The 25,702-nt window shown below is 56.2% G+C and carries 22 protein-coding genes; 18 read left to right on the plus strand and 4 right to left on the minus strand.

What is annotated here, in order from left to right:
- The first annotated feature begins 6 nt into the window (after positions 1-6).
- Complete coding sequence (locus ABD735_RS16815; RefSeq protein ID WP_344808608.1) at positions 7-1,929, plus strand: AsmA family protein; 1,923 nt, start codon at positions 7-9, stop codon at positions 1,927-1,929.
- A 12-nt stretch (positions 1,930-1,941) separates the two neighbouring features.
- Here the strand turns inward: ABD735_RS16815 and ABD735_RS16820 are convergent, their stop codons facing one another.
- Positions 1,942-3,408 carry a YhjD/YihY/BrkB family envelope integrity protein gene (locus ABD735_RS16820; protein ID WP_344808610.1) on the minus strand — a complete coding sequence of 489 codons (1,467 nt, stop codon included), beginning with the start codon at positions 3,406-3,408 and terminating at the stop codon, positions 1,942-1,944.
- A 92-nt stretch (positions 3,409-3,500) separates the two neighbouring features.
- Here ABD735_RS16820 and ABD735_RS16825 point away from each other — a divergent pair, with 92 nt between their 5' ends.
- The 7 genes from ABD735_RS16825 (at position 3,501) to ABD735_RS16855 (ending at position 11,548) form a co-directional block, all read left to right on the plus strand.
- Positions 3,501-4,775, plus strand: coding sequence for a cyclic di-GMP phosphodiesterase (locus ABD735_RS16825; RefSeq protein WP_344808612.1), 1,275 nt, complete (start codon positions 3,501-3,503; stop codon positions 4,773-4,775).
- Positions 4,772-5,311 carry a hypothetical protein gene (locus tag ABD735_RS16830; RefSeq protein ID WP_344808614.1) on the plus strand — a complete coding sequence of 180 codons (540 nt, stop codon included), beginning with the start codon at positions 4,772-4,774 and terminating at the stop codon, positions 5,309-5,311. The genes ABD735_RS16825 and ABD735_RS16830 overlap by 4 nt, the downstream gene beginning before the upstream one ends.
- Positions 5,312-5,357: 46 nt before the next feature.
- A complete protein-coding gene (gene trhA, locus ABD735_RS16835) occupies positions 5,358-6,044 on the plus strand; it encodes a PAQR family membrane homeostasis protein TrhA (protein ID WP_344808616.1) in 687 nt (228 codons plus the stop codon).
- A gap of 219 nt (positions 6,045-6,263) precedes the next feature.
- A complete protein-coding gene (locus ABD735_RS16840) occupies positions 6,264-8,186 on the plus strand; it encodes a PrkA family serine protein kinase (protein ID WP_344808618.1) in 1,923 nt (640 codons plus the stop codon).
- A 79-nt stretch (positions 8,187-8,265) separates the two neighbouring features.
- Positions 8,266-9,567, plus strand: a complete 1,302-nt coding sequence (locus ABD735_RS16845; protein ID WP_344808620.1) for a YeaH/YhbH family protein — start codon at positions 8,266-8,268, stop codon at positions 9,565-9,567.
- A 61-nt stretch (positions 9,568-9,628) separates the two neighbouring features.
- Entirely contained in the window at positions 9,629-11,206 is a 1,578-nt protein-coding gene (locus ABD735_RS16850; protein WP_344808989.1) for a SpoVR family protein, read from the plus strand.
- A 9-nt stretch (positions 11,207-11,215) separates the two neighbouring features.
- Positions 11,216-11,548, plus strand: a complete 333-nt coding sequence (locus ABD735_RS16855) for a hypothetical protein (RefSeq protein WP_344808622.1) — start codon at positions 11,216-11,218, stop codon at positions 11,546-11,548.
- Positions 11,549-11,556: 8 nt separating this feature from the next.
- Here the strand turns inward: ABD735_RS16855 and ABD735_RS16860 are convergent, their stop codons facing one another.
- A complete protein-coding gene (locus ABD735_RS16860; RefSeq protein ID WP_344808624.1) occupies positions 11,557-12,519 on the minus strand; it encodes a diguanylate cyclase domain-containing protein in 963 nt (320 codons plus the stop codon).
- A 133-nt stretch (positions 12,520-12,652) separates the two neighbouring features.
- Here ABD735_RS16860 and ABD735_RS16865 point away from each other — a divergent pair, with 133 nt between their 5' ends.
- The 3 genes from ABD735_RS16865 to ABD735_RS16875 all read left to right on the plus strand — a co-directional run bounded on the left by ABD735_RS16865 (position 12,653) and on the right by ABD735_RS16875 (position 14,876).
- Complete coding sequence (locus ABD735_RS16865; RefSeq protein WP_344808626.1) at positions 12,653-13,951, plus strand: NADH:flavin oxidoreductase/NADH oxidase family protein; 1,299 nt, start codon at positions 12,653-12,655, stop codon at positions 13,949-13,951.
- A 117-nt stretch (positions 13,952-14,068) separates the two neighbouring features.
- Complete coding sequence (locus tag ABD735_RS16870) at positions 14,069-14,374, plus strand: DUF6482 family protein (protein ID WP_344808627.1); 306 nt, start codon at positions 14,069-14,071, stop codon at positions 14,372-14,374.
- Positions 14,375-14,387: 13 nt separating this feature from the next.
- On the plus strand, positions 14,388-14,876 hold the full coding sequence (locus tag ABD735_RS16875; RefSeq protein ID WP_344808629.1) for an FKBP-type peptidyl-prolyl cis-trans isomerase: 489 nt from the start codon (positions 14,388-14,390) through the stop codon (positions 14,874-14,876).
- Positions 14,877-15,310: 434 nt separating this feature from the next.
- On the opposite strand, the gene ABD735_RS16880 is transcribed toward ABD735_RS16875, so the two are convergent.
- Positions 15,311-16,351: a type II secretion system F family protein gene (locus ABD735_RS16880; protein ID WP_344808631.1), complete on the minus strand. Its 1,041-nt coding sequence runs from the start codon at positions 16,349-16,351 to the stop codon at positions 15,311-15,313.
- A 153-nt stretch (positions 16,352-16,504) separates the two neighbouring features.
- Between ABD735_RS16880 and ABD735_RS16885 the strand changes: the two genes are divergently transcribed.
- The 3 genes from ABD735_RS16885 to ABD735_RS16895 all read left to right on the plus strand — a co-directional run bounded on the left by ABD735_RS16885 (position 16,505) and on the right by ABD735_RS16895 (position 19,948).
- A complete protein-coding gene (locus tag ABD735_RS16885) occupies positions 16,505-18,493 on the plus strand; it encodes an NHL repeat-containing protein (protein ID WP_344808633.1) in 1,989 nt (662 codons plus the stop codon).
- Between the two features lie 112 nt (positions 18,494-18,605).
- On the plus strand, positions 18,606-19,214 hold the full coding sequence (locus ABD735_RS16890; RefSeq protein WP_344808635.1) for a sigma-70 family RNA polymerase sigma factor: 609 nt from the start codon (positions 18,606-18,608) through the stop codon (positions 19,212-19,214).
- Positions 19,211-19,948 carry an anti-sigma factor gene (locus ABD735_RS16895; RefSeq protein WP_344808637.1) on the plus strand — a complete coding sequence of 246 codons (738 nt, stop codon included), beginning with the start codon at positions 19,211-19,213 and terminating at the stop codon, positions 19,946-19,948. Before ABD735_RS16890 ends, ABD735_RS16895 begins: the two co-directional genes overlap by 4 nt.
- Before the next feature lie 30 nt (positions 19,949-19,978).
- On the opposite strand, the gene ABD735_RS16900 is transcribed toward ABD735_RS16895, so the two are convergent.
- Entirely contained in the window at positions 19,979-20,515 is a 537-nt protein-coding gene (locus tag ABD735_RS16900; RefSeq protein WP_344808639.1) for an SUF system Fe-S cluster assembly regulator, read from the minus strand.
- A 207-nt stretch (positions 20,516-20,722) separates the two neighbouring features.
- On the opposite strand from ABD735_RS16900, the gene sufB reads away from it, so the two are divergent.
- Genes sufB through ABD735_RS16920 form a run of 4 tightly spaced genes read left to right on the plus strand, consistent with a single transcriptional unit; the run spans position 20,723 to position 25,658 of the window.
- Positions 20,723-22,165 (plus strand): Fe-S cluster assembly protein SufB, encoded by a 1,443-nt coding sequence (sufB, locus tag ABD735_RS16905; RefSeq protein WP_344808641.1) that lies wholly within the window; start codon positions 20,723-20,725, stop codon positions 22,163-22,165.
- Between the two features lie 54 nt (positions 22,166-22,219).
- A complete protein-coding gene (gene sufC / locus ABD735_RS16910; RefSeq protein WP_344808643.1) occupies positions 22,220-22,984 on the plus strand; it encodes a Fe-S cluster assembly ATPase SufC in 765 nt (254 codons plus the stop codon).
- The gene (sufD, locus tag ABD735_RS16915; RefSeq protein ID WP_344808645.1) at positions 22,981-24,432 is read left to right on the plus strand and encodes a Fe-S cluster assembly protein SufD; all 1,452 of its coding nucleotides are present in this window, start codon (positions 22,981-22,983) and stop codon (positions 24,430-24,432) included. The genes sufC and sufD overlap by 4 nt, the downstream gene beginning before the upstream one ends.
- Positions 24,429-25,658: a SufS family cysteine desulfurase gene (locus ABD735_RS16920; RefSeq protein ID WP_344808647.1), complete on the plus strand. Its 1,230-nt coding sequence runs from the start codon at positions 24,429-24,431 to the stop codon at positions 25,656-25,658. The genes sufD and ABD735_RS16920 overlap by 4 nt, the downstream gene beginning before the upstream one ends.
- The last annotated feature ends 44 nt before the right edge of the window (positions 25,659-25,702 follow it).

The raw sequence follows: 25,702 nt of genomic DNA on the forward strand, positions 1-25,702 counted from the left end.
AGTTCTTTGCTCCTCACACTTAGCCGGGCTTTTCTCGCGCTGACTCTGTCAGCGCTTCTCGTATTTCTGGTTGGTGCTCCTCTGCTCGTTCGCCATTTCGGCGGCCCCTTCGTCGATGCCTATCTTGCGCCGCTGGCACTCAAGCGGCTTGATGGCGAGCTCAGCTTCAATCCTCTCAAACTACAGCTCACGATAGACGATCTTGAACTGGGACATCATGGTCCGTCTCCTGGCGCATCACAGCCGCCAGTGAAGGTCGGACAGGTCGAGCAGCTCACGCTGGATTTCTTCGATCGCAGCCTGACGATCGACAATGGCTGGCTCACCATGGACTCTGCCGCCACAGCACTGGGGATCGACCCGACCAAGGCCTCCGGTCTTCGCGCTGAAGGCTGGCTGCAGCCCTTGAATCGGCTGTTTCTGGCCGCGGCGAAGAGCGACGAATACTGGCCCTCTGAACTCGAATTGCCACGGCTCATTTTTCAGGCGACAGTCCAGCAGGTCGTCCTCAACGATGTTGAGGCGCGTCTGAGCGACACCGGCTCGGTGTTCAACATCTTCAGTCTCACCGGCAGCGTACTCGCAGATGACAGGCAGGACGTCGAGGCAGGAGGTGTCAGCGACACACCGCCCCTGCACAACTGGGACGTCGATGCCCGTATCAATAAGCAACCCTTCCAGCTCTCAGTCCGGCCACAGCGAACGCCCGGGGGCGCTATATTCTATCTCGAGCTCAAGGACCTGCAGTTCGCAGCTGCCGACTTTTCCACTACGGGCCTTGCGTTGCCGCCGCTACCGGGCCTTCGTGATGTGACCTTGCTTGAAGGACAAATCGGTATGCAGGGCGAACTGGTCGTCGAGTTCGAAGCCGAGAAGCGCGCACTCACCGCCATCGAGCTTCAGCTTGGCTTCAGTGGATTACGCGGCCAGGGTCAATACACCGATGCATCGGGGGCAAGCAGAACGCTGGACTTGCGCACCGAGCAGTTTTCGGCGGATATCAATCAGCTGCAGTGGCTGGCCGAAGACCAGCTCTGGACGCCTGAACGAATCCGGTTGCAGGCCAGTAGCGAACTGGTGCTGACTTCATTCCGATTTCGACCTACGTCTGCCCCAGCGGAATCCTTTATCAGCACAAAAGCAGCGGCAGCCGAGCTGCTGATCGACTGGCAAAAGGGCACCTTGCTGGAGGTGCATAGCGAACAGTTGACGATTCAGAGTCTCAAAGCTCATCTCGACGACCGGCTTCTAACGCTTGCGGAAGGTGCGCTCGAATTGTGTGGACTACCTCCCGGCCTCGCACCTGACCGCGAGCGGATCAGCATCAGTACCAGCATCGAAATGTCGGCGCTGACAGCGTTCCAGGATAACTGCTGGTTCAGACAGCTGATTCTCGACGGCACCGAATTGGCTATCGCAGATGATGAGGCGGCGAACCGGCTCGAACCGCTGCGTGTTCTCGAGCACCGCCTGGTGGTCACTGACTTCAGCACACAGAGCTCCGCAGAACCAACCGCCATCGAATTCACCGGGACTATGCCGGGTAGCCAACCCGAGACCCAGACGCCTGTAAATCTGGTGGTGAATCTGCTCGACAGTGCACCTGAACTCATCCGATTCAGCATGACTGATTATCAGTCACCACAGCTTGCCTTGATCGGTGACTGGCTGCAGCGCCTCGCAGGGCTTCAACAGGCTTCGGTCACAGCAGATTCTGGCGGGCGAGTCACAGACTCGAAAGCCTTGATGCTTGAGATAGGTCGTCTCGGCGACCAATACTCTGGCTTTGCCCAGATTCGCAAGCCCCCTGAAGGCACGGTCCAGGCGTCCCGGGCACTCTCCTTCACTGTCACCCCCTACGGAGCGCTCTCCGAAGAATTGTGGACGCCGCTGCTGGAGACGCTGAGGGAACTGAACGATCAGCCCTGATACGGCCTGGTCTCAGCTACTGACGGCCACCTCGTCCTGCTCATGCCGGTCCAGCCACTGTGCCACAGTGATGGCATCGTATTTCATGTCCACTGCCTGCTCGATTTCAGCTACCACTTCGGCAGCCTGCATGTCTGCAGAGACATACAGCGGAAACAGCTGTTCCTGACTTCGGACAGCCTTCAGGACATCTGCCACCGTAATATGCTCGAGCGAACGGCCAGGCGTGAGCCCCTCACCGTGCGTCCCGGCAGATACTAGCAGGCCGGCCTTCACCAGTTTCTTCAGCAGCCGATGATTGATTTCGGGGCCTGCACGAAGCGTTTTATCCAGCTCTGTGAGCAGACAGAGGCCTCGCCCTTCGTGAAAGGTTCGGGCGACCTGGAAGAAGAGGCCCAGGCCAACCCGCTCATCGAGACAGGCGCTGGTCGACACCTGACGCTCCCGGGTAATGTATTTGACGTTCTGTGAATAAAACGCCACCGAGGCTCCCATCAGCAGAATGAGCCAGGCGACGTAAAGCCAGATCAGCAGCAGAATACCGACGGCAAAACCAGAATATATGGCCTGGTAATTGGAGTTGAGCACAAACTGCGTAAACCCGTAGATTGCTGACTGCCAGGCTACCCCCGCCACCACACCACCGATCAGCGCATACCGCAGCTTGACCCGCGTATTGGGTATGAAGGTGTAGACGAAGGTGAACAGCGCAATGATCATCAGATAGGGCATCAACCGGCTCATAATCGAAAACAGCAGACCGAATGGCTGAATGGTCAGCAGGTCCTTCACCATATCGGAGCCCACCACCGTCGCCGTAGTGCCCAGCGCAGAAACGATCAGCACCGGCCCGATCACGATCACACTCAGATAATTGCTGAAGCGCTGGGCCATCGAACGGACCTGGCCGACACGCCAGATTTCATTGAAGGCACGCTCGACCTTCTGTATGAGAGAAATGACGGTGTACACGAGCATGGCGAGGCCAACCGATCCCAGCACCCCGACCTGCATATTGTCCACAAAACCCAGAATCTGCCCCACCAGTGCCTCACCTTCCGCGCCGAGAGGCTCGACGGCACTGTGCAACAGCGGCTCGAGATTATTGTGGGCGCCAAGGCCTTTGAGGACGGAAAAGCTCAATGCAATCATCGGCACGATGGATAGGAGGGTCGTGTAGACCAGGCTCATGGCATGAAGCGTGATATTGCCGAGCGAAACATCTCTCACCACAGCGAACAGCACCCGGGAGGCATGCCACAAGCCGTGCATCACCCGTCCGCGGTTGTCCTGTTCGTTCAGCCACAGCCAGCGTTCTATCCGCTGCAGCCACGGCGGTAAGCCTTTACTGCCGTAATTGACCTCGTCTATTGGCGAGGCGACACTTGCTTCTTCTCGTGTTTCTTCCACCCGTTGTGTCCCTATGCTCATGCGGTCGTGGTCATGGCTGACATTCAGTACTGCCACAAGTGTAGTCATACGCCAAAGATTAACCCTTGTCGCCTGCCAGCCTCGTGACACGGCCAGTGTACTGAATTTACCAATCTGCACCTTCTGCCTATACTCGATGGATGAGCGTAGACCTGTTCGAAGTAAAGATTCCTGCCAGTGAAGTCCAGCTTGGGATGCATGTCATCCGGCTCGACCGACCCTGGGAAGAAACCGATTTCCTGCTGCAGGGATTTGTCGTCAAGGATATTGACGAGATCCACGCGCTGCGGGAACAGTGCCAGTTCATTTACATCGAGGGCAAGTCCTACAAGTCCACCAATTACCTGGCGGACCGCACGCCTCAACCACCGTCCCGCGCTAAGGTCACGTCTCGCACGCCACAATTCGTGTATATCAACAAGATCGACGTGAGTGAGGAAATTGGTAAGGCCAGAGAAAGCTACAAGAGCGCCAAGAGCCTCGCCACCAGTATTCTCACTGGCATCCGCATCGGCAAGACGCTTGACATCAACAAGACCAAGGACGTGGTAGACGATATTGTCGACAGTCTCCTGCGCAATGACGATGCGCTGATGTGGCTATCGAAAATTCGTAATCAGGATGAGTATACGGCGGAGCACTGCCTGAACGTGTGCATTCTGTCTGCCGCCTTCGCGAAGCGGCTCGGCCTGCCAGAGGACGAGATCCGTCTCGTTGGCCTCTGCGGCATGCTCCATGATGTCGGCAAGATGAAAATCCCGCTGGAGATACTGAATAAACCAACGTCGCTCACGCCTGACGAGTTCGAGCTGATGCGCAAACACGCCGAATACGGCCGGGATATCCTGATGAGCCAGCCCGGCATGCTGAACAAGGCGGTTGACGTGGCCTATAACCACCACGAACGGCTCGACGGCAACGGCTACCCGCGAAAGCTCAAGGCCAACCAGATCCCGTATTACGCCAAGCTGGTGGCTATCGTGGATACTTATGATGCCATCACATCGAACAGGACATACAGCCGTGGACGGGCGTCCATGGAAGCCCTGGATATCATCTACCGCTTCAGGGGCACGCAGTTCGACGACGAGCTTGCCAAGGAATTCATCAAGATGATTGGCATCTACCCGCCCGGTTCGATCGTCGAACTGCATACCGGAGAAGTAGGTATCGTGGTGATGCAGAACCAGAAGAGCAAGCTGAAACCCAAGCTCGTCATTGTGCTCGATACGCAGAAGCGAAAGGCCGAACTCAAGGTGGTGCTCGATCTCATCAAGGAGCCGGCAGATGCCGACGGGAAGATCTATACCATCAATCGCGAGTTACCTGATGGGAGCTTCGGTGTGAAGCTGCAGAAGTATCTTGAATCGGGACTCGTGCTCAATTACCCCACCCTTGACGAGCGTCAGTCATGAGCCATCATCGCAACGGACACCACGGTAGCCAGCAGCAGGAGCGGCGCAAATTACAACGCTATCTCTGTAATGAGAGCTTCATCAACTGCCAGGTTCGTCTTCTACTGGCCCGATGCGAGTGCGAAAGCGATGAGAGCGCTGATCGCTATGGCAGCCCCATTGCCGTCACGCCCACGAACTTCAATCACCAGGGGCTCGGGTTCTTTCATCATGAGCCGGTGGATATCAGTCGCTTCGCCGATACCGATCAGCGCCGACAGGCGCCTCACGCCCTGTTCGACTTCGACTATCGATGGGCGCCGGATCCCGAGGGTGTCGCTGTCGGTCTTATTGAAATTCGCGATTTGCCAGCCCAGTTCGTGTATGTGACCGACTCGGACGTAGGGACCAACTACGGTCTGAGATTCGTGCCTGAAATGCCTGACTCGCCGGGCGACGCCACGGCCACGGCAGCTGCGCGGCTGCAATCCAGCCTGCTCGTCATTGAAAAGGCACTAGCGCAAAGTTCAAGTTTGGAGCGCTATAATTTAGACTAGGCGGGACCGCGCTCATCAGAGCGTGCGCGAACCAGAGAATGCCACCATGTCTGAAGCAAGCAGCCCCGCACCAGCAGGTGAGAAGGGCGTCCGTGCCCAGTCCAAGGTCGAAGAGATCATCAATGCCGTGACTCACGGTCTCGGTGCATTCGTCAGTGTGGCCGCCATTACCATCCTCATCGTGCTTGCGAGCCAGGAGCGTGATGCCTGGGCCATAGTAGCCGTGTCGATTTACGGCGCCTCACTGTTTCTGCTCTATCTTGCCTCCATGCTGTATCACGGTGTAGACCATCCCCGCGCCAAATATCTTCTCAATCAGTTTGATCATTGCGCCATCTATTTACTGATCGCCGGCACCTACACCCCCTTTTTGCTCGTTAATATGCGCAGCACGACCGGGTGGGTGGTTTTCGCAATTTTATGGACCCTCGCCCTCACCGGCATCTACTTCAAACTGAAGAGCCCTGGAAAGCGCCACAAGGTGCATCTTGTCAATTACATCGTTATGGGCTGGATGGGGCTGATAGTGGCGCCACAGTTGATGATGAGCCTGCCGCCGGTCGCGCTCGACCTGATCATTGCGGGCGGTATCGTCTACACCGTTGGCATCATCTTTTATCTGCTCGATCGGGTACCATATGCGCACTCGATCTGGCACCTTTTTGTGCTTGGCGGAAGCACCTGTCACTACATTGCAGTGTACTACGGAGTGTTACTTACAGATGCGTCATGATGCGATTTCGAGCAGAAGACGGCTATCCATGCCTCATGAATTCGACTATATTCTAAGTGAACGCAATGCTTTCTGAGCTCTGAAAGCAAGGTTGTCAGAACCTCTTTTCTGATGACTGACCCTTGCGCCCGGGGGAGTTCAGAAGCAATGGAAGGCAGGTTGAATTGCTGGCATCTCATGCCGCACATTGTCACTTAGCAGTCATTCCGGAGCAGCCAGATGAGTCTATTTTCTCACTTCTCGAATCGGTTCGAAGCGCGGCAGGAAGAGGAGTACTCCCTTGAGGAGTATCTCGACATCTGCAAGAAGGACCCCTCAGCCTACGCGTCTGCTTCCGAACGTATGCTGATGGCGATCGGCGAACCCAAGTTCGTCGACACCGCGAAAGATCCACGGCTCAGCCGGATCTTCAGCAACAAGATCATCAAACGATATCCCGAATTCGAAGAGTTCCACGGCATGGAAGAAGCCGTCGAACAGATCGTCTCCTTTTTCAAGCATGCTGCCCAGGGTCTTGAGGAAAAGAAGCAGATTCTCTATCTCCTTGGACCAGTTGGTGGCGGCAAGTCATCGCTTGCTGAAAAACTGAAATCGCTGTTTCAGAAGCAGCCCTTCTATGCGATCAAAGGCTCGCCTATTCAGGAAAGCCCGCTTGGCCTGTTCGACCCGCTCGAAGACGGTCAGATCCTGCAGGACGAATATGGCATTCCCAAGCGCTACCTGAACTACATCATGTCCCCCTGGGCGGTGAAGCGGCTGCACGAGTTCAATGGCGACATCAGCCAGTTCAAGGTAGTCAAGCTCTACCCCAGCCTGCTCAACCAGGTGGCGCTGGCGAAAACCGAGCCGGGTGATGAGAACAACCAGGACATCAGCGCGCTGGTCGGCAAGGTCAATATCAGGATGCTGGAGGAATATGCACAGCATGATCCTGATGCCTACAGCTTCTCGGGCGGCCTGAACAAGGCCAACCAGGGCATGCTCGAATTCGTGGAGATGTTCAAGGCGCCCATCAAGGTGCTCCACCCGCTACTGACCGCGACTCAGGAAGGTAACTACAACACGACTGAAGGTATGGGTGCCGTGCCTTTCGAAGGCATCATCATGGCGCACTCGAACGAGAGCGAGTGGCAGACCTTCCGCAACAACAAGAACAACGAGGCCTTCCTCGACCGAATTTATATCGTGAAGGTGCCCTACTGCCTGCGCGTCACCGAAGAGATCAAGATCTACAACAAGCTGCTGAGTTCGAGCTCTCTGGCCGGTTCGCCCTGCGCCCCGGACACGCTGAGCATGCTGGCCCAGTTCTCTGTGTTGTCACGTCTCAAGGAGCCTGAAAACTCCAGCATCTTCAGCAAGATGAAGGTGTACGACGGGCAGAACATCAAGGACACCGACCCAAAGGCCAAGTCGATTCAGGAATACCGCGACAATGCGGGCGTCGACGAAGGCATGGATGGTTTGTCCACCCGCTTTGCCTTCAAGATCCTGAGCCGCGTGTTCAACTTCGATACCACCGAAATTGCGGCCAACCCGGTTCACCTGTTGTATGTACTCGAGCGGCAGATTGAACAGGAGCAGTATGCGCCTGAAGTTCAGGACCGCTACCTGCGAAACATCAAGGAATTCCTGGCTCCGCAGTATGTCGAGTTCATCGGCAAGGAAATCCAGACGGCTTACCTTGAGAGTTACTCGGAATATGGCCAGAACATCTTCGATCGTTACGTGACCTATGCCGACTTCTGGATTCAGGATCAGGAATATCGGGATCCGGAAACCGGTGAAAACTTCGATCGCAGCTCGATCAACGATGAACTTGAGAAGATCGAGAAGCCTGCTGGTATCAGCAATCCCAAGGACTTCAGAAACGAAGTGGTCAACTTCGTACTGAGAGCACGGGCGAACAACCAGGGCAAGAACCCGTCCTGGCTGAGCTATGAGAAGCTGCGCGCCGTGATCGAGAAGAAGATGTTCTCGAATACTGAGGACCTGCTGCCGGTGATTTCCTTCAATCCGAAGGCCTCGCAGGACGATCAGACCAAGCACCAGGATTTCGTCAAGCGTCTGATCGAACGGGGCTATACCGAGAAACAGGTGCGGCTGCTGTGCGAATGGTATCTGAGGGTGCGCAAATCCCAGTAATGCGACAGGGTCTGAACGACACTCTTGCCTGTGCAATATCTGGCGATGCAATACCTGGCGGTCTTCCAGTGGTGGCTGAATGAATGGAACCCATGTCGTCGACAGACGACTCAACGGCAAGAACAAGAGCGCTGTTAATCGACAGCGCTTCCTTCGCCGCTATAAGAGTCATATCCGCAAGGCCGTCACTGAAGCGGTCAACAAGCGCTCCATCACCGACATTGACCGTGGTGAGCGTATTTCCATACCCACCAAGGATATCAGTGAGCCGCTGTTCCGTAGTGGCCGTGGCGGACGGCGTAATGTCGTGCACCCCGGCAACAAGGAATATACCCAGGGTGACCTGATCGAACGGCCGGAGGGTGGTAGCGGACAGGGTCAGGGCCAGGGCAAGGCCAGTGATTCTGGTGAAGGCAATGACGAGTTCGTGTTCCAGATTTCTCAGGAGGAGTTTCTCGACTTCATGTTCGAGGATCTCGAACTGCCGAATCTGGTACAGAAGCAGCTCAAGGACACGACCAAGTTCAAGTATGTACGTGCCGGCTATACCAGTTCCGGCACGCCCAGCAAGATCAATATCGTACGCAGTCTTCGTGGTGCCTATGCCCGGCGCCTGGCGCTCGGTGGCCGAACCCGTGGCCGAATCAGGGAGCTGGAAGCCGAACTGGAAACCCTGAAGGCTCATCCAGCCATCGACGATCCCGTCCTCAAGCTGAAGGATCGAATGCTGGAAGTCGAAGCTGAAATCGAACGGCTTCGGAAGCGCGTCAAGGCGATCCCGTACATCGATGAAATCGACATTCGCTATAACCAGCATCTGAAGCAGCCGAAGCCGGCTACATCTGCGGTGATGTTCTGCCTGATGGATGTTTCCGGCTCGATGAGTCAGAACCACAAGGATATCGCAAAGCGATTCTTCATACTGCTCTATCTCTTTCTGCAGCGAAACTACGAAAAGATCGATGTGGTCTTCATTCGCCACCACACCAGCGCGAAAGAGGTCAATGAAGAAGAGTTTTTCTACAGCCGGGAGACTGGCGGCACCATCGTGTCCAGCGCCCTCAAACTGATGGCCGAGATCGTAGAGCAGCGCTACCCCGCCCAGGACTGGAACATCTACGCGGCGCAGGCCAGCGACGGTGATAACTGGAACGATGACTCACCGCGCTGCAGCAAGTTGCTGGCAGAAAACATCCTGCCCCGTCTGCAGTACTATTCCTATATTGAGATAACGCCTCACGAGCACCAGATGCTCTGGTACGAATACGAGAAGATCGCTGCGCAGTTCCCTGGACGCTTCGCCATAGAACAGATCGGCGATGCTTCAGATATCTACCCGGTATTCCGAAAACTGTTTCAGAAGCAGCTTGAGAACGGGTAACCGTCAAGGGTGACACATCATGCAGCACGCTATGAATGAGCCGACAAACAAATCGCAGCCAATGTCGTGGGTCCATCCGGTCAAGGCCAGCTCCATCAAGCCCATCGAGACCCGTTTCAAGCCACTCACCGAGGGGAGTGACTGGACCTTCGAGCTGATCGACGAGTTCGACCGCGCCATTCGCGAGTGTGCCGAGGAATACGGCCTCGACACCTACCCTAATCAGATTGAAGTCATCAGTGCCGAGCAGATGATGGATGCCTATTCGTCAGTGGGCATGCCGCTCGGCTACAACCATTGGTCCTTCGGCAAGCAGTTCCTGCAGACAGAAAAGGCCTATAAGCGCGGCCAGATGGGTCTCGCCTATGAGATTGTCATCAATTCCGACCCCTGTATTGCCTACCTGATGGAAGAAAACACCATCCTGATGCAGGCGCTGGTGATCGCGCATGCCTGCTACGGACACAATTCGTTCTTCAAGGGTAACTATCTGTTCCGTACCTGGACCGATGCCGGCGCCATCATCGATTATCTGCTGTTCGCGAAGAACTACATCACCAAATGCGAGCAGCGCCATGGCGTCGAAGAGGTCGAGAAATTCCTCGACTCCTGTCACGCCATCATGAACCACGGGGTCGACCGATATAAGCGGCCTTCGCCAATTTCTGCCGGCGAAGAAGAAAGAATGATGAAGGAGCGGGAGCAGTACCTTCAGCAGCAGGTCAACGAACTGTGGCGCACCATTCCGCAGAAGGATGCCAAGGGCGCCCGGAAGAAGCAGACCCGGTTCCCGCTCGAGCCGCAGGAAAACCTGCTGTATTTCATCGAAAAGAACGCCCCGCTGCTAGAGCCCTGGCAGCGTGAAATCGTCCGTATCGTGCGCAAGGTCGCCCAGTATTTCTACCCGCAGCGGCAGACCCAGGTGATGAACGAGGGATGGGCCACATTCTGGCATTACACCCTCATCAATCGCATGTACGACAAGGGTTACATCCCCGACGGCCACATGCTGGAGTTTCTGCAGAGTCATACCTCGGTCGTGTTTCAACCGGAATTCGACAGTCGTTACTACAGCGGCATCAACGTGTATGCGCTGGGCTTTGCCATGTTCCAGGACATCAAACGCATATGCGAGTCACCCACAGAGGAAGACCGCAAGTGGTTCCCGGACATTGCTGGGTCGGACTGGCTCCAGACCGTTCATTTTGCAATGCGCAACTTCAAGGATGAGAGCTTCATCCTGCAGTTTCTCTCGCCCAAGGTGATTCGCGATTTCAAGTTCTTCCACATTCTGGATGACGATGAAGAGTCGCATTACCGGATTGAAGCGATTCACGATGAAAATGGCTATCGCCGTGTCAGGGAGGCGCTGGCTCGTCAGTACAACCTGAGCATGCGTGACCCCAACATTCAGGTTTTCAACGTCAACGTCCGGGGGGACCGTTCACTGACCCTGCGCCATGCACCGACAGACCGCGTGCCCCTTCATGAGGAAGATGCAGAAGAGGTGCTCCGACACATTCACCGCTTGTGGGGCTTCGACGTGCACCTTGAAACGGTGTTTGACGACCATGTGGTGCGGACGGTGAGTATTCCGGATTACGAAAGTCAGATCGACGAATCCGATCCGGACGTATAGTCTCGTGTTATGGACCCTAGTCATTTTACGGTCGAACGCGCGCAGGAAGCAGCTGCCGCGCTCGACAACATACTTCGTAAGCGGACGCATGCCAGAAAGGTGCTCGGCCAGACGATGATTTTTCCGGGCAGACTGGGGGAAGCCCTGCGCCTGCCGCAGATCAAGAATGCCCTCAACAGCAAGATGAGCCATCGACGCGAGGTCGGTCTGGATCAGTTCCGCAATCTCTGGCCTACCTTGTCAGAGCCGACGAAACGGGCAGTGCTCGATCGCATGGGCTGGTACGAGGTCGATGCCATGGACTGGGAAGATAAACGCTCCAATCGTCGACCGCTGGTCTAGCGCCTGCTTCAGATGGCCCGTTTGGCAGCGTACATTCTCGAATCAGCTCCCCGGAACAAGGTTTCGCGGTCAGTTCCATCATCTGGAAACAGCGCACAGCCGACACTGGCTGTCATCTGATAGAGTTCAGTGCCGACCAGAAATGGCTTTGAGAATACCGATTCGAGTCGCATCAAGGCCTTGGGCAGAACGGTGGCCAAAACTTCTGTCGCCTTCAAGCCCGTCAACAATATCGCAAACTCGTCCCCACCCAATCGACAGGCGATATCCGAGCCTCGAACTTCTGCGTTGAGGCGCTGAGCGATGGCGATCAGGAGCTGATCCCCTGCTTCGTGGCCGAATCTGTCGTTGATGGGCTTGAACAGATCAAGATCCAGGTACAGCAGAGCCATCTTTTCCTGCTTCTCCCCCGCCTGCGCCAAAGCGAGATCGAATGCCTCCTGAAACAGTGTTCGGTTTGGAAGATCGGTCAGGGGGTCATGGTGAGCGAGATGGTGAAGCCTCGCCTCAGCCAGCTTCAGATCGGTGATGTCCCTCGCGACTGCCAGTCGCAACTGTTCCTGCTCGAGCCAGCGTGCAGACCACATCACATGGACGGTATTGCCATTCTTGTGGACATATCGATTGATGAAGTGATGCTGCGCCTCCCCTTGCTTGACCTTGGCTGCCACGAGCTCTGTCATCGCACGATCTTCCGGATGGGTCAGATCGATGATCCGACGCCCGACCAGTTCATCACGTGTATAGCCGAACATACGCTCACAGGCTGAGCTGACGCAGACACAATACCCATCACCGTCCACCACGAACACCGCGTCGAGCAGCAGATCGATGATACCAGGCAAGAGATCAGGTTGTTCAGGTAATGCTAATACCGATTCCATAAACGTCCAGAAGAAATGCCACCAGGAGAAAAGACTGAAACCTTGATCCAGATTATAGTCGGAACTGCCGTTCATTGCTCTCGTCATCCTCTGATTCTCCCAGACCGCCGCCATTTCACCTCTACCCTCTCTAGCCAACTCACTATATACTTCGTAAATGACCCGCGGTCAGTTATCGATCAGAGGCCTGATAACAATGCCAACAAGGAGCTCAACCTGCATGCCAGCCAACCAAGAATCCACGCTTGCGCTCGAAACACTCGCTCAGCCCCTCTTGCTGGCCTGCGGTGTCAAGATCCCGAATCGCTTCTGCAAGGCAGCCATGACCGAGGGTCTGGCCACCCCGCGAGGCGTCCCTGGCGAACAGCTCGAAACCCTTTATCGTCGCTGGTCCCGCGGCGGTGCAGGCCTGCTGCTGAGCGGCAATGTCATGGTCGATGGTCGTTATCTGGAGCGCGGTGGCAATGCCGTTCTGGAAGACGACACCCACCTCGATAACTTTCGCCGCTGGGCAGCTGCTGGTACGGAAGGCGGCAACCAGTTCTGGGTGCAGCTCAACCATCCAGGCCGACAATGTTCGCGCATCGTCAACAGCCAGCCGCTGAGCCCATCTGGGGTGCAGCTGGAGCTCCTGGGCAATTTTGCCAGGCCGCGCAAAATGACAGTGGCCGACATTGAGGATGTCATTAACAGGTTCGGACGCTCTGCCGCTCTGGTGAAAGAAGCAGGATTCACCGGCGTGCAGATTCATTCGGCTCATGGTTATCTGGGCTCACAGTTTCTGTCGCCGGTGACGAATAAACGCAGCGATGACTGGGGCGGTTCGCTGAAGAATCGCGCGCGCTTTCTACTGGCTACCGTCGATGAAGTGAGAAAACAGACCGGGGCAGACTTTCCGATTTCGGTGAAGCTCAACTCAGCCGACTTTCAGAAAGGTGGTTTCACCCTCGAAGAATGCCTGCAGGTCGCAGCCTGGCTCGGCGAACATGGTGTCGATCTACTTGAAATTTCTGGCGGTACCTACGAAAACCTGGTGTTCATGGATACCAGCGAGGCAGATGAACAGCGCGAAAGCACCCGCCAGCGCGAAGCCTTCTTCCTCGAGTACGCCGAGGCCATCGCCTCTGCCACTACGGTGCCGCTGATGATTACAGGCGGATTCCGCAAGGTCAGTACCATGATCTCCGCACTCGAAGACGGGACCACGGCCATGATTGGCCTTGCCCGTCCTTTCTGTGTGGCGCAGGATCTTGCAAACGAGGCATTGAGCGGGCGAATCGAGCAACTGCCAAACCATGAGAAGCGGCTTGTTCTGGGCAAGGGTTTTCTGGGAACGGCGAGTTCGTCTGCGGCCATACGAGCCATCAACAATCAGGGTCAGGCCGGCTGGTATTATCATCAGATCCGTCGCCTGGCTCGAAACGAGCGACCGCGGGAAGAGCTCGGCATCCTGAACGCCTTCTGCCGCCATATGATCAGTGACTTCAGCCTTGGTATTCAGCGGAGACGACTTGGTTAGCGCGCCCGGCCGGCTCAACTTTTGATTGACCAGCACAGTACATCCTGTCAGCCTTTTAGCACGTCAGCGGCCCGGTGGCCCGTCCACCAGGCTCGCACCAGCGTCCGGAGCCTCACGATGTTGATCACCGACAAAGAGTTGCCCAACCTGCCAGCGAATGTTCGGGTCAATGTTCATTCTCATGGCTATTTCGTGTACTCGGTGGAATTCAGAACAGCGAATGGCAGCCGCTTCTATTCCCGCGATGGCCTTGAAGTTCAGCGCTTCATGAGCCTGCAGGGTATAAAAGAGGCCTTCCAGACCCTTCCCTTGCAGGATATCTGGCTGATTCATCACTCGGCTTACGATGAAATGGTCGGGCAGCCGGTTGGCGCCGAAAGCGAGCTCGCGGTGCCTCTGGATTTTTCTTTACCCTACGAATGACAGGAGACACGAATTGATCAGCAACAACAGCGTCGTTGAGGTCAGCTATCGCATACTCGATAGCGAAGGTGAACTGCTCGACCAGACTGAAGATGGCGAACCCATGGTGTATCTGCATGGGCATAACAATCTTATGCCTGCGCTGGAAAAGGCGCTCGACGGCAAGGCTGCCGGCGACGATGTCGAGATCACGCTGCAACCCAGTGAAGCCTTTGGCGAGCTGCAGCCAGACTCGGTACAGCGCGTATCGAAGAAGCATTTCAAGCAGTATGGCAAGCTGTCAGTGGGCGACGTCATTCCACTGCGCACGGAAGATGGTCAGAAAATCGTGACCATCACCAAAGTCGGCCATAGCATGGTCGATGTCGATACCAACCACCCCTATGCCGGCAAGACCGTGCAGTTCAAGGTCAAGGTACTGCGCGAGCGTGCTGCCACCGAAGAAGAAGTCGCGCACGGCCATGCCCATGGCTTTGATGGTGAATCAGGACACCACCACTAGTATCCCCTGAGGCAGACGCCGATTACGAAGCTGCCATAAAGAAGAACATCAGGCAGCTCCCCACTCCCATACCCAGCGTCAGCCAGCCCCAGGGCAGGCTGGCAGCAGATAGCAGTCGTTTTTGCCACGCGGCACGGCGGAGGCTTCTTGAACGTGCCAGATGTGTGGCAGGAAGTCGCCTGAGCGTGCTGCCTGGGATGGGCTGCATTTCTGTCAGCAAGGGCGGATGAAGAGTCTGGGAATGGGTGCTGTCCGGTGAGCTTCCACTGGCAGAAGGTCCACCTTCGAGCGTATTGATCTGTCTCCTGAAAAGAGGTTTCGGCAATTTATTGAAGATGCGCATGGGTAATCCTGTGGTTTTATTATTATGACACCCATCATGTCACGCCACTGCCCCCCGAACTGTGAGCCCCATCCAGTTTTTTGCTGCCGATTCAACGCAGTATCTGGTAAATGAGATAATGACCCGCTGTCACTATCGCCAGGCCGCCGACGGCAACGAGCGCCAGAATCGCAGGCCTGGTGCGCTTGAGCAGCTCGCTATATGAGGCTTTGACGATGTCGGTCACGCCTGGTTCCCACAGCTTGCTCTTCTTCAACTGACTCGCATCGACCATGAGCAGCGTGTCCTGCAACACACCGCTGCGCTGGAAAGCTATCGAGAGCGGATGGCCCAGTGAAACATCCGCACTGACCAGTTTGTACTTTTCTCGCAGGACTGCGGTGGTTTCAGCATCCGCAGACAGGCTCAGCGCCCGTTTCAGCTGAATGCCAGCCTGAATACAGAGCCCGAGATTGAGGAGGTAGTGATAGAGACTCCGCGATCCCTGCGTTTGCCGGAAGAGTGGCAGGAAATTAAGCGCCCGCCAGACTCTCGCATCAGGCCGTATCCACGAGCGGACCAACCAGGTATACACCGGAAGACCAAGCAGCAGCAGAACAGCATGCAATATACCCAGTGCAGACAGATGATCCCCTGCAGCTGATCCGCCTGGAATCAGCAGAATGAAGGGCAGCAGGAGTGTGACCCCCAGCCAGAGCAGCCAGAAGCCGAAGAACAGTGAGCGGCCAGTACTGGCCAGAATGGTGTGGTGATCACAGATTCGGGCGAATACCTCGACCACCCGTCCGCTGGCCAGGCCGAACCGGATAAAGCGCAACTCCCATTCCACGAACAGATCAGACGCCTCGAAATGTGTCAGCAGCGCTGTTTCAGGCGCAGATTTCACCTTGTTCGCCAAGGCCTTGAGCCCACGGTGATAGCACTTGGGCACGACATCCAGCACCTCCTCGAACACTGCGGGAAAGCCGCTGCCGCCAGCCAGCCGGCCTGCTATTTCCGCGAACAGGAGGGCGCGATTACCCGGCAGGCTTTGCGCCCACATATTTACTTGCATGATGGTGAGATCCATTTTCGCCAGAATACGACTCAGTTTGGCCAGCAGGGCGGCTGATGGCAAACGCTGTTTGGTCAAATGCCTGAAACTAATTCCGTGGATTGCCGTAACTCGGTGCACCTCAGGTAAATCCAGATCGGAGTAGTCACTATGACAAAACAAGATAATCAGTCAACGCCACGAGTATGCCGCCCAGACTTCGGACATAAACTGCCCAGGAGCCTGATTTGCGTGCTGGCACTAGGCACCGCTGCTGGCATCGCAGGCTGCGACAACGATGACAATGACGATAAAAATCGTACCACCCCACCTGCACTCGAGACGGCTCAGCTTTATCTTTCAGCCAATGGCGCCGCGTCAGCAGGCACAGTAACGGCTTTGGATACTCTGGCCGCAGCCCAACGTACGTTTCAGTCAGGCAATAATGAAGGCATTCTGATCGACGCAAGCGGTGATGCCTTACATGCAGGCGATGGCTCGAATATTGGCTTGAGAACAATATGTCGCATTGATAGTCGCCCCGATGGTGCTGTCTACGATGAGACTGTTGATCGTGAGCTAGCTGGACCGAGCACAGGCATGGTGAATCCAAAAGGTATAGCTACGGCGGAGGCCAGCGGTCTCGTATTCATTGCTGACTTTGGCGCCAGCAAGCTGAGCGTGTTTGGCAAGGCTGCCGATGGTGATGCCTCGCCGTTGGGTGAAACACCCTTGGCCGTCAAGCCATGGGACCTGGCCTATGATGAAGCCGCCGATAGGCTGTTTGTCGCGCTGACCGATGGCACAATCGCCGTGTACGATGGCTATGTCGCCAGCGGCTACGTCGGCACAGCCATGCGAACAATCACCCCCGCGAATGCCAATGCGGAGAAAATCTCCACCAATCTCCATGGCATTGCTTATGAGGCAGCCTCAGACAGACTCGTCGTCAGTGACGTCGGTGATGCCAACGTTGCCACTGATGGCGCGCTCTTTGTGCTGAGTGCAGCTTCGACGGCTGATGGCCTGATATCGGTTGATCGACAGATTGCCGGCCCCTCCACTTCACTGGGCAATCCGGTCGATCTGACGCTCGACGGCACTACAATGCGGATTGCAGAAAAGTCGAATGACCTTATTATCACTTACGCAGATATCTTTGCTGGCGCCAGTGGCGATGTCGCCCCTGACTATACAGCCGCAGCAGATAAACCAGAGTCGCTGGCGCTGGTGGAGGGCCAGTTGACTGGCACGGATGGCTCTGATCTGGCGCCCGGCGCTGAGCCGCGCTCCGCAGTGGTGGCCACCAGCAACCCGGCGACCGTCGGTCCAGGCTTTGGCATGGTCTCCAGTATAAACCTCACACTGGACACTCCCCTTGCGAGCTTCGACAGCACACTTGCCTTGGAGAGTACGGCTTTCGACATCGCTGGCGACGCCTATTCGACTTTCGACAGCAATTCGATGGGCGGCCTGTTGGTGACTGGCAGCCTGGCTTCTGAGCGAAATGGCGATAGCTATACTGCGTCGAGAGACAGGATGATCACCGGTATGGCGACTACCCTGACAGCGCCCAAGGGCCTTGATGTAGCATCGCAAGCCGGGCTGGTGTTCGTGGCTGAGAATGATGCTGCGAGTGCTGGCATCAAGATTTTCTCTGCCTGTGCGGGCGGCGATGTCGCGCCTTTGATGACGCTTACCGCAAGTGGTGGCATTCAGCCATGGGATGTTGATTATGACCCGACCAGTGATACAGCGTATGTGGCATTGACGAACGGCACGGTAGCTGTCTTCGATGCGGTCGTAGAGCAACTGAACGCCGGCATGTCATCAATCAGCACAGAGTCGAGACTCATTCAGCCTGCGGTTTCAGGCAGTGCCCTGGCAGGACCGACCAACTTGCACGGTATCGACTATGTGCCTGAGCAGGACGCCCTCATTGTCAGTGATGTCGCCAGCCCCACTGACGCGACTGACGGTAAATTGATGACGATAGCCAATGCGTCGGCTGCCAACGGCCTTACTGAGGTCTCCGCCCTGATTGCAGGCTCAGCCAGCCAGCTGGGAAATCCTGTCGACCTTGTGTTCGATGGGCAGGCAGTGTTCGTTGCAGAAAAGTCCAATGCACAGATTCTCAGGTTTGATAACATTTTCGCCAGTTCAGGCGGAGATATTGCCCCTGCTGGATCTATTGCATTTACTGCACCTGAAAGTGTGGCTCTGATGCCGACTCAACGCTAGTCGATCGAAAGCTATCAGGCTATGATCGGGAATATTTGCGTGAATTCTGCCCATACTTCCGGGTCAGATTCGCCATTCCCGTTCATCAGCCTTACTGGATACCGAACTGCTCATGATATCAAGCTCTGTGAACGCGGCACAATCGGCGGGGTCCGGGAAGCATTCCGTCCCGGACACAGGCAGGCTCGTGGAGCTGCTTGCGCAGGTCGCCGAAGCTGACAGGGCTGCTTTCCATCTCCTGTATCAGGCCACCAGTCGGAAATTGTATGGTGTGGTCCTGCGAATAATGAAGCGTCAGTCACTGGCTGAAGAAGTTCTTCAGGAGGTTTATCTTCGCATCTGGAACAGAGCGGACTCCTTCGAAGCTTCAAAAGCCTCTCCCATTACCTGGATGATGACCATAGCCAGAAACCGCGCGCTCGATGAAGTTCGTAGGCGGACGCCAGAGCTGGACGACAATAGCGAGATTGAGATGATTGCAGATGGCAGCGCCAGTTCGCCCCATGGTCGAGCTGAAGTCAGTCAGGCCCTGGGTCGCTTGCAGACGTGTATTGACGGCGTCGGCGGCCAGCAGGCTCAAATGGTAAAGCTGGCCTATCTCGATGGCCTGTCGCGCGAGGCGCTGGCGACTCGTTTCAGTCAGCCAGTCGGCACGGTAAAAGTATGGCTTCACAGAAGTCTCAAGCAGATCCGGGCCTGTATGGCGGAGGTGTTGTCATGAACGAACTCGAGCGCCTGGCGGCCGAATATGTTCTCGGCACGCTGGACAGTGATACCCGTCAGCAGATCAGCCTGCGGCGGCTCGATGAGCCGGATCTCGAAGCCCTGATCAGCGACTGGGAGGCTCGCCTGAGCCCCCTGCTCGATGAGGTCGAGGAGGTGACTCCGAAGGCCGACCTGTGGAGTCGGATCGAACAGAGGCTGAACGACTCTGGCGCCACTCGTACCACGGCATCAATTCAGGGGCCAATAGCTACAGACGAGCTTGGTCAGTTAAGGCAGCAACTCTCGCGCTGGAGAGCTGCGGCAGTGGGTGGGTTCGGAATTGCAGCCGGGCTATTGGTAGCGTTATTACTCGGCAATCCGCTTGCTCATGACGCTATGGTGAAGACGCCTCACGTAGCGGTTTTCCAAAGTAACGACGAGCAACCAGCCTTCCTCATGACGGTTGACCTGGATACCAGACAATTGAAAATCGAGCCTGTGAAAGCTCAAGGCGTATCAGGCAAGACCTATCAACTCTGGATCAAGTCCGACCGGCTCGGCCCGGGCGTGCATTCTCTCGGCTTGCTCGAGTCAGCGGACCTTCCCACACGTAAAAAACTACAGGATTATGATCCCGAACTCCTGCGCTCAGCGACGTTTGGCATCAGTCTCGAACCAGAAGGCGGCTCGCCAACCGGTCAACCGACAGGTCCGGCCATACACGGCACGCTATACGATACATCCATCTAGTCAGCGCAGGGCCTGGAACAACCAGCCCTGCTATCGGGCGAGCTGCACCATGGCTATCCGCCCCGGTGCAGCCTGATTGTTCTGTACCCTGGCCACTACGTCCTCACGCGTCAGCTGACCAGACATATCCTTGAGCGAAATCGCCGAGAACAGGGAGGTCACGGTGCCATTGATGACCGACCAGTTGCGCTGCACGTTGCAGTTGCTGATCACATCACACTGACGGCTGTCACTACAGCAGTCGGTCAGGGCGACTTCCCCCTCTACTGCCGACAGCACATCAGCCAGGCTGATCTGCTCTGCTGGTGCAGCCAGACGATAGCCCCCACGCATCCCACGCTCGGAAACGACGATACCGCCGTCCACGAGCAGCTTCATGATCTTTCTGGTGGTCGCAATCGTGAGTGAGGTCTGTTCAGCCACCCACTCCAGCTTGACCAGTTCGGTCAGCCTGCCCACTGAAGATGAGCCTGAAGTCGGTTCCTCTGCTGCGCGAGCGGTCTCGGCGCGCGAGAGCGTAGCCGCGATCACAAGGCCGTAATCGGCCAATTTGGCCAAACGCATCATCGCGTGATTACCGTGTCTTTAATTGCTGCCACGATCGTGCCTCAAATACAGGATTTGGCTATACATTACCATATTGGTATTGATTTAAAAGCCCTGCTCCATTAATATTTGCCGTACAGAGACGAGCAAAATAATACAAGTCAGACCCGTCAAGCTTTCAGCAGCCCCTTCCGGGGATACATACTTCAGGACCATCGCGGAGCAACAATGAGCAACGCTTCAGTTAACGAATACATGTCGCGTAAATATCAGGCAGGTTTCACTTCGGATATCGAAAGTGACTCACTACCGCCTGGTCTGAACGAAGACGTGATCCGCTTCATCTCCGCGAAGAAGGACGAGCCTGAATTCATGCTTGAATGGCGCCTGAAAGCCTACCGCGCCTGGCTTGAAATGAAGACGCCGACCTGGGCGCACGTCAAGCACCCTGAGATAGATTTCAACGACATCATCTATTACTCGGCGCCGAAGTCGAAGAACGACGGCCCCAAGAGCCTGGATGAGGTCGACCCGGAGTTGCTGCGCACTTACGAAAAGTTGGGCATTCCACTGCACGAACGTGCCGCGCTCGCTGGCGTAGCGGTCGATGCCGTATTCGACAGCGTTTCGGTCGCGACCACCTTCAAGGAAAAGCTGTCGGAAGCCGGCGTGATTTTCTGCCCTATTTCCGAAGCTGTGCGAAAGCATCCGGAGCTGGTGCAGAAGTACCTCGGCTCTGTAGTACCGATTCGGGACAATTTTTACGCCGGTTTGAACTCCGCAGTCTTCAGCGATGGTTCGTTCGTGTACATCCCCAAGGGCGTACGCTGCCCGATGGAACTGTCGACCTATTTCCGTATCAACGCGGCGAAGACCGGGCAGTTCGAACGCACGCTCATCATTGCCGATGAAGGCAGCTATGTCAGCTACCTCGAAGGCTGCACCGCGCCCATGCGTGACGAGAATCAGTTGCACGCGGCCGTGGTCGAACTCGTGGCGCTCAAGGATGCACAGATCAAGTATTCAACGGTACAGAACTGGTACCCGGGTGATGAGGAAGGTAAAGGTGGCATTTACAACTTCGTCACCAAGCGCGGCATCTGCGCCGGCGAAAATGCCAAGATCAGCTGGACGCAGGTTGAAACCGGTTCCGCCATCACGTGGAAATATCCCAGTGTCATCCTCAAGGGTGACCACTCGACTGGCGAATTCTATTCGGTTGCGCTGACCAATAACTTCCAGCAGGCCGATACCGGCACCAAGATGATTCATCTTGGCAAGAACACCAAAAGCACGATCATTGCCAAGGGCATCTCCGCAGGTCGTAGTGACAGCAGTTATCGCGGTCTCGTCAGATTCGGGCCTGGCGCGGAAGGCGCTCGCAACTTTACCCAGTGCGACTCGCTATTGATCGGTGACAAATGTGGCGCGCACACCTTCCCTTATATTGAAAGCAAGAACATGAGCGGCGTCGTCGAGCACGAAGCCACGACTTCGACCGTCAGCGACGAACAGCTTTTCCTCTGTCAGCAGCGTGGCATCGATGCAGAGCGGGCGGTTTCCATGATCGTGAACGGCTTCTGCAAGGAAGTGTTCAAGGAGCTGCCGATGGAGTTCGCTGTCGAGGCAGGCAAGTTGCTTGAAGTGAGTCTCGAAGGCGCAGTCGGCTAAGCGCTGCCGCCTCGGAAGAATTGTTTAATCACAGCTTTGATACAGGATATCGCTATGTTGTCAGTCAACGACCTCTATGTTCAGGTCGAGGGAAAGGAAATACTCAAGGGCCTTACGCTGCAGGTCAAGCCTGGTGAAGTGCACGCCATCATGGGCCCCAACGGCTCTGGCAAGAGCACACTGAGCCATGTACTCGCTGGCCGCTCCGGTTATGAAGTGACAGGCGGCAGCGTGTCCTACCAGGGTAAGGATCTGCTGGAACTGGCGGCCGAAGAGCGTGCGCGTGAAGGCATCTTTCTGGCCTTTCAGTATCCTGTCGAAATCCCGGGCGTCAGCAATCTGCAGTTTCTGCGGACCTCGCTCAACAGTATTCGCAAGCATCGTGGCGAAGCCGAGCTGGATGCAGCAAGCTTTCTGCGTCAGGCGCGGCAATTGATCGGCAAAGTCGACCTCGACCCGGAGTTCCTCAAGCGCGGCGTTAACGAAGGCTTTAGTGGCGGCGAAAAGAAGCGCAATGAGATTTTCCAGATGCTGATGCTCGAGCCCAAGCTGGCGCTGCTGGACGAAACTGATTCAGGCCTCGACATCGATGCGTTGCAGGTTGTGGCTACCGGCGTTAATACACTGAAGCGTGAAGATCGCTCAGTGATACTCGTCACTCACTACCAGCGTTTGCTTAAGTACATCGTGCCTGATTACGTGCATGTACTCGCCAATGGCCGCATCGTGAAATCCGGCGGCAAGGATCTCGCTCTGGAGCTCGAAGAAAAAGGCTATGGCTGGCTGAACATCGATGATGAGGCAACGGCAACGATATGAGCGCAGAACTCACGCAGACATCACCGACCGACCTCGACAGCAAGAGCTTTGGCGAACAGGCTCAGCCACTCAGCTTGCCGGATGACCTTCGTGACTGGCTGGTCGATCAGGCTCTCGCACGCAGCGCTGATCAACGCTGGTCGTCTGCAGGAGAGCGCTTCAAGCAGATTCAGGCAGATGCCCTGCAGACTTTGAAGGCTACGCCCTTCCCTACCCGGAAAACCGAATCGTGGCGCTACACCAGCGTTCAGCCCTTGATCGCTGCCGTGAATGCTGCAGCGTCGAGCGCAGATGCGAATGCAGATCCGGCTTCGGAAGAGTGCTTGCAGCCAGAAGCCCTTCAGGCCCTCATCGATCAGGCGGATCTTGTTGTCCGCTTTTCTGACACCGGCGAAGCCATGCTGAAACTTGGCGAGGCTCAAGCCGCCCATCTGTTGTCGTTCACCTTGCATCAGGCCTCCGGTGAGTCGACAAAGGCGCCCAACGGCGAAGCTGACCTGCTCGGCGAGTTTGGCTCCCGCGTTCCCCAGGGTTATTACCCCTTTGTGTCTGTTAATGCGGCGCTCTTGAGCACTTGCCTCGAGATCCGCGTAGCAGCAGCGTCTGATGACAGTGAGAGCGTCAAGCCCCGCATACTGTTGTTGAACGGCAGCCAGGACGCCGGACAGGGTTCGTTGTCCGACAGGCAGCACAGCAGAGTCCTGCTGAAGCTGGCTCGTGACGCCCATGCCGAATTGACCGAAGTCAGGCTTGATGCCGGTTCTGCAGCAGTCTTTGCGACCTCCGTACTGGAAGCTTCGCTAGAAGCCAATAGCAGGCTTCAGCACTACCAGTTCTCGGCGGCTGCAGCCAGCGATAGCCTATATGCGGCAGCCTTCATCAAACTGGGCAATCATGCGAACTACGCGTTCAACGGTCAGAGCACGGGTAGCGCACTCTCACGTACCGATCTTACGGTTGAACTGACGGCACCTGGTGCCTACGCCGCGCTGAATGCGCATATGCTGCTGAATGGCAATAATCGCTGTGATTATCATACAGCGCTCGAACACATGGCCCCGCATTGCGAGAGCGATGAACAGGTCCGCAGCATCGTGAGCGACAAGGGCAAGGCAGTCTTCAATGGCCGAATTCATATTCACCGCGATGCCCAGAAGACCCGTGCGGAAATGAACAATCGCAACCTGCTGATGAGCCCTCAGGCTGAAGTCAACACCAAGCCCGAGCTCGAGATTTACGCCGACGACGTCAAATGCGCGCACGGCGCGACGATCGGCCAGCTGGATGCGAGTGCCGTGTTCTATTGCAAGTCGCGCGGTATCGATGAGCAGAGCGCTCGATCGCTGCTGAGCGAAGCCTTCATTGTGGAAACGATTCAGCTGATGCCTGCCCAGGCCCAGCAGGATCTTGCCATGGCACTGCTACAGCGTTTTCAGGAGACGGTGTGAGCCCACAGGCCTTCGACGTCGACAGAATCCGGGCAGACTTCCCGATTCTGGCGCAACAGATTCGCAACAAGCCGCTGGTCTACCTCGACAATGCGGCGACTTCGCAGAAGCCCTCCTCGGTCATCAGTGCCGAGCAGCTGTATTATGAGCAGTTCAACTCGAATGTACATCGCGCGGCTCACGCCCTGGCGGATCGTGCCACCATTGCTTTCGAGGGTGCAAGAGAGCGTGTCAGAGTCTTTCTGAATGCCAACAGCACTCAGGAAATCATCTGGGTCAAGGGTGCAACAGAAGGCATCAACCTGGTAGCACAAAGCTGGGGCCGGGAGAATCTGAAACCTGGCGACGTCATACTGGTTTCGATGCTGGAGCATCACGCCAATATCGTACCCTGGCAACAAGTGGCTCTGCAGACAGGGGCTACCGTGCAGCCGGTTCTGGTGACGCCTGAAGGTGACATCGACCTGGATGACTATCGTAGCAAACTGACGACCAAGGTCAGGCTGGTAGCTGTGAGCCATGTCAGCAATGCCCTGGGCACCATCAATCCGGTTGCCGACATGATCAGACTGGCCCATGACGTGGGTGCGAAGGTTCTGGTTGATGGCGCGCAGGCCACGCCTCACCTGATGGTCGATGTGCAGGCCCTGGATTGCGACTTTTATGTCTTTTCGTCGCACAAGGTCTTCGGCCCCACTGGCATTGGCGCGCTGTACGGCAAGCAGGCGCTGCTGGAAGCCATGCCGCCCTGGCAGACCGGTGGTGAGATGATTGAACGGGTGTCGTTCGACGGCACCACCTTCAATCAACTGCCATTCAAGTTCGAAGCAGGAACGCCCGCTATCGCCCAGGCCGTCGGACTCACTGCTGCCCTGGATTATCTCGGCCTCATGGATCGTCAGGCCGCCGAAGCGCATGAACAGGCGCTGCTTGCTCGGGCAACCGAAGTCTCACGCGACATCCCCGGCCTGCAGCTTGTTGGCACGGCGAGAAACAAGGTCAGTGTCCTGTCTTTCAATATCGATGGCATCCATTCAAATGACATCGGCACCCTGCTCGATCAGCAGGGTATTGCCATTCGAAGTGGTCATCACTGCACCCAGCCCCTAATGAGCCATTTTGGTATCACAGGCACCGCCAGGGCATCCTTCGCCTTCTATAACACCATGGCGGAAGTGGATGCGCTCTTCAGCGGCCTGCAGAAGATCGTGAAAATTTATGGGTGAGACCTCAGCTGGTTTCTCACCACATTCGACAATCGGGAAGGTAA

The sequence above is a fragment of the Allohahella marinimesophila genome, from assembly GCF_039538005.1.
Classification (GTDB): domain Bacteria; phylum Pseudomonadota; class Gammaproteobacteria; order Pseudomonadales; family Oleiphilaceae; genus Allohahella; species Allohahella marinimesophila.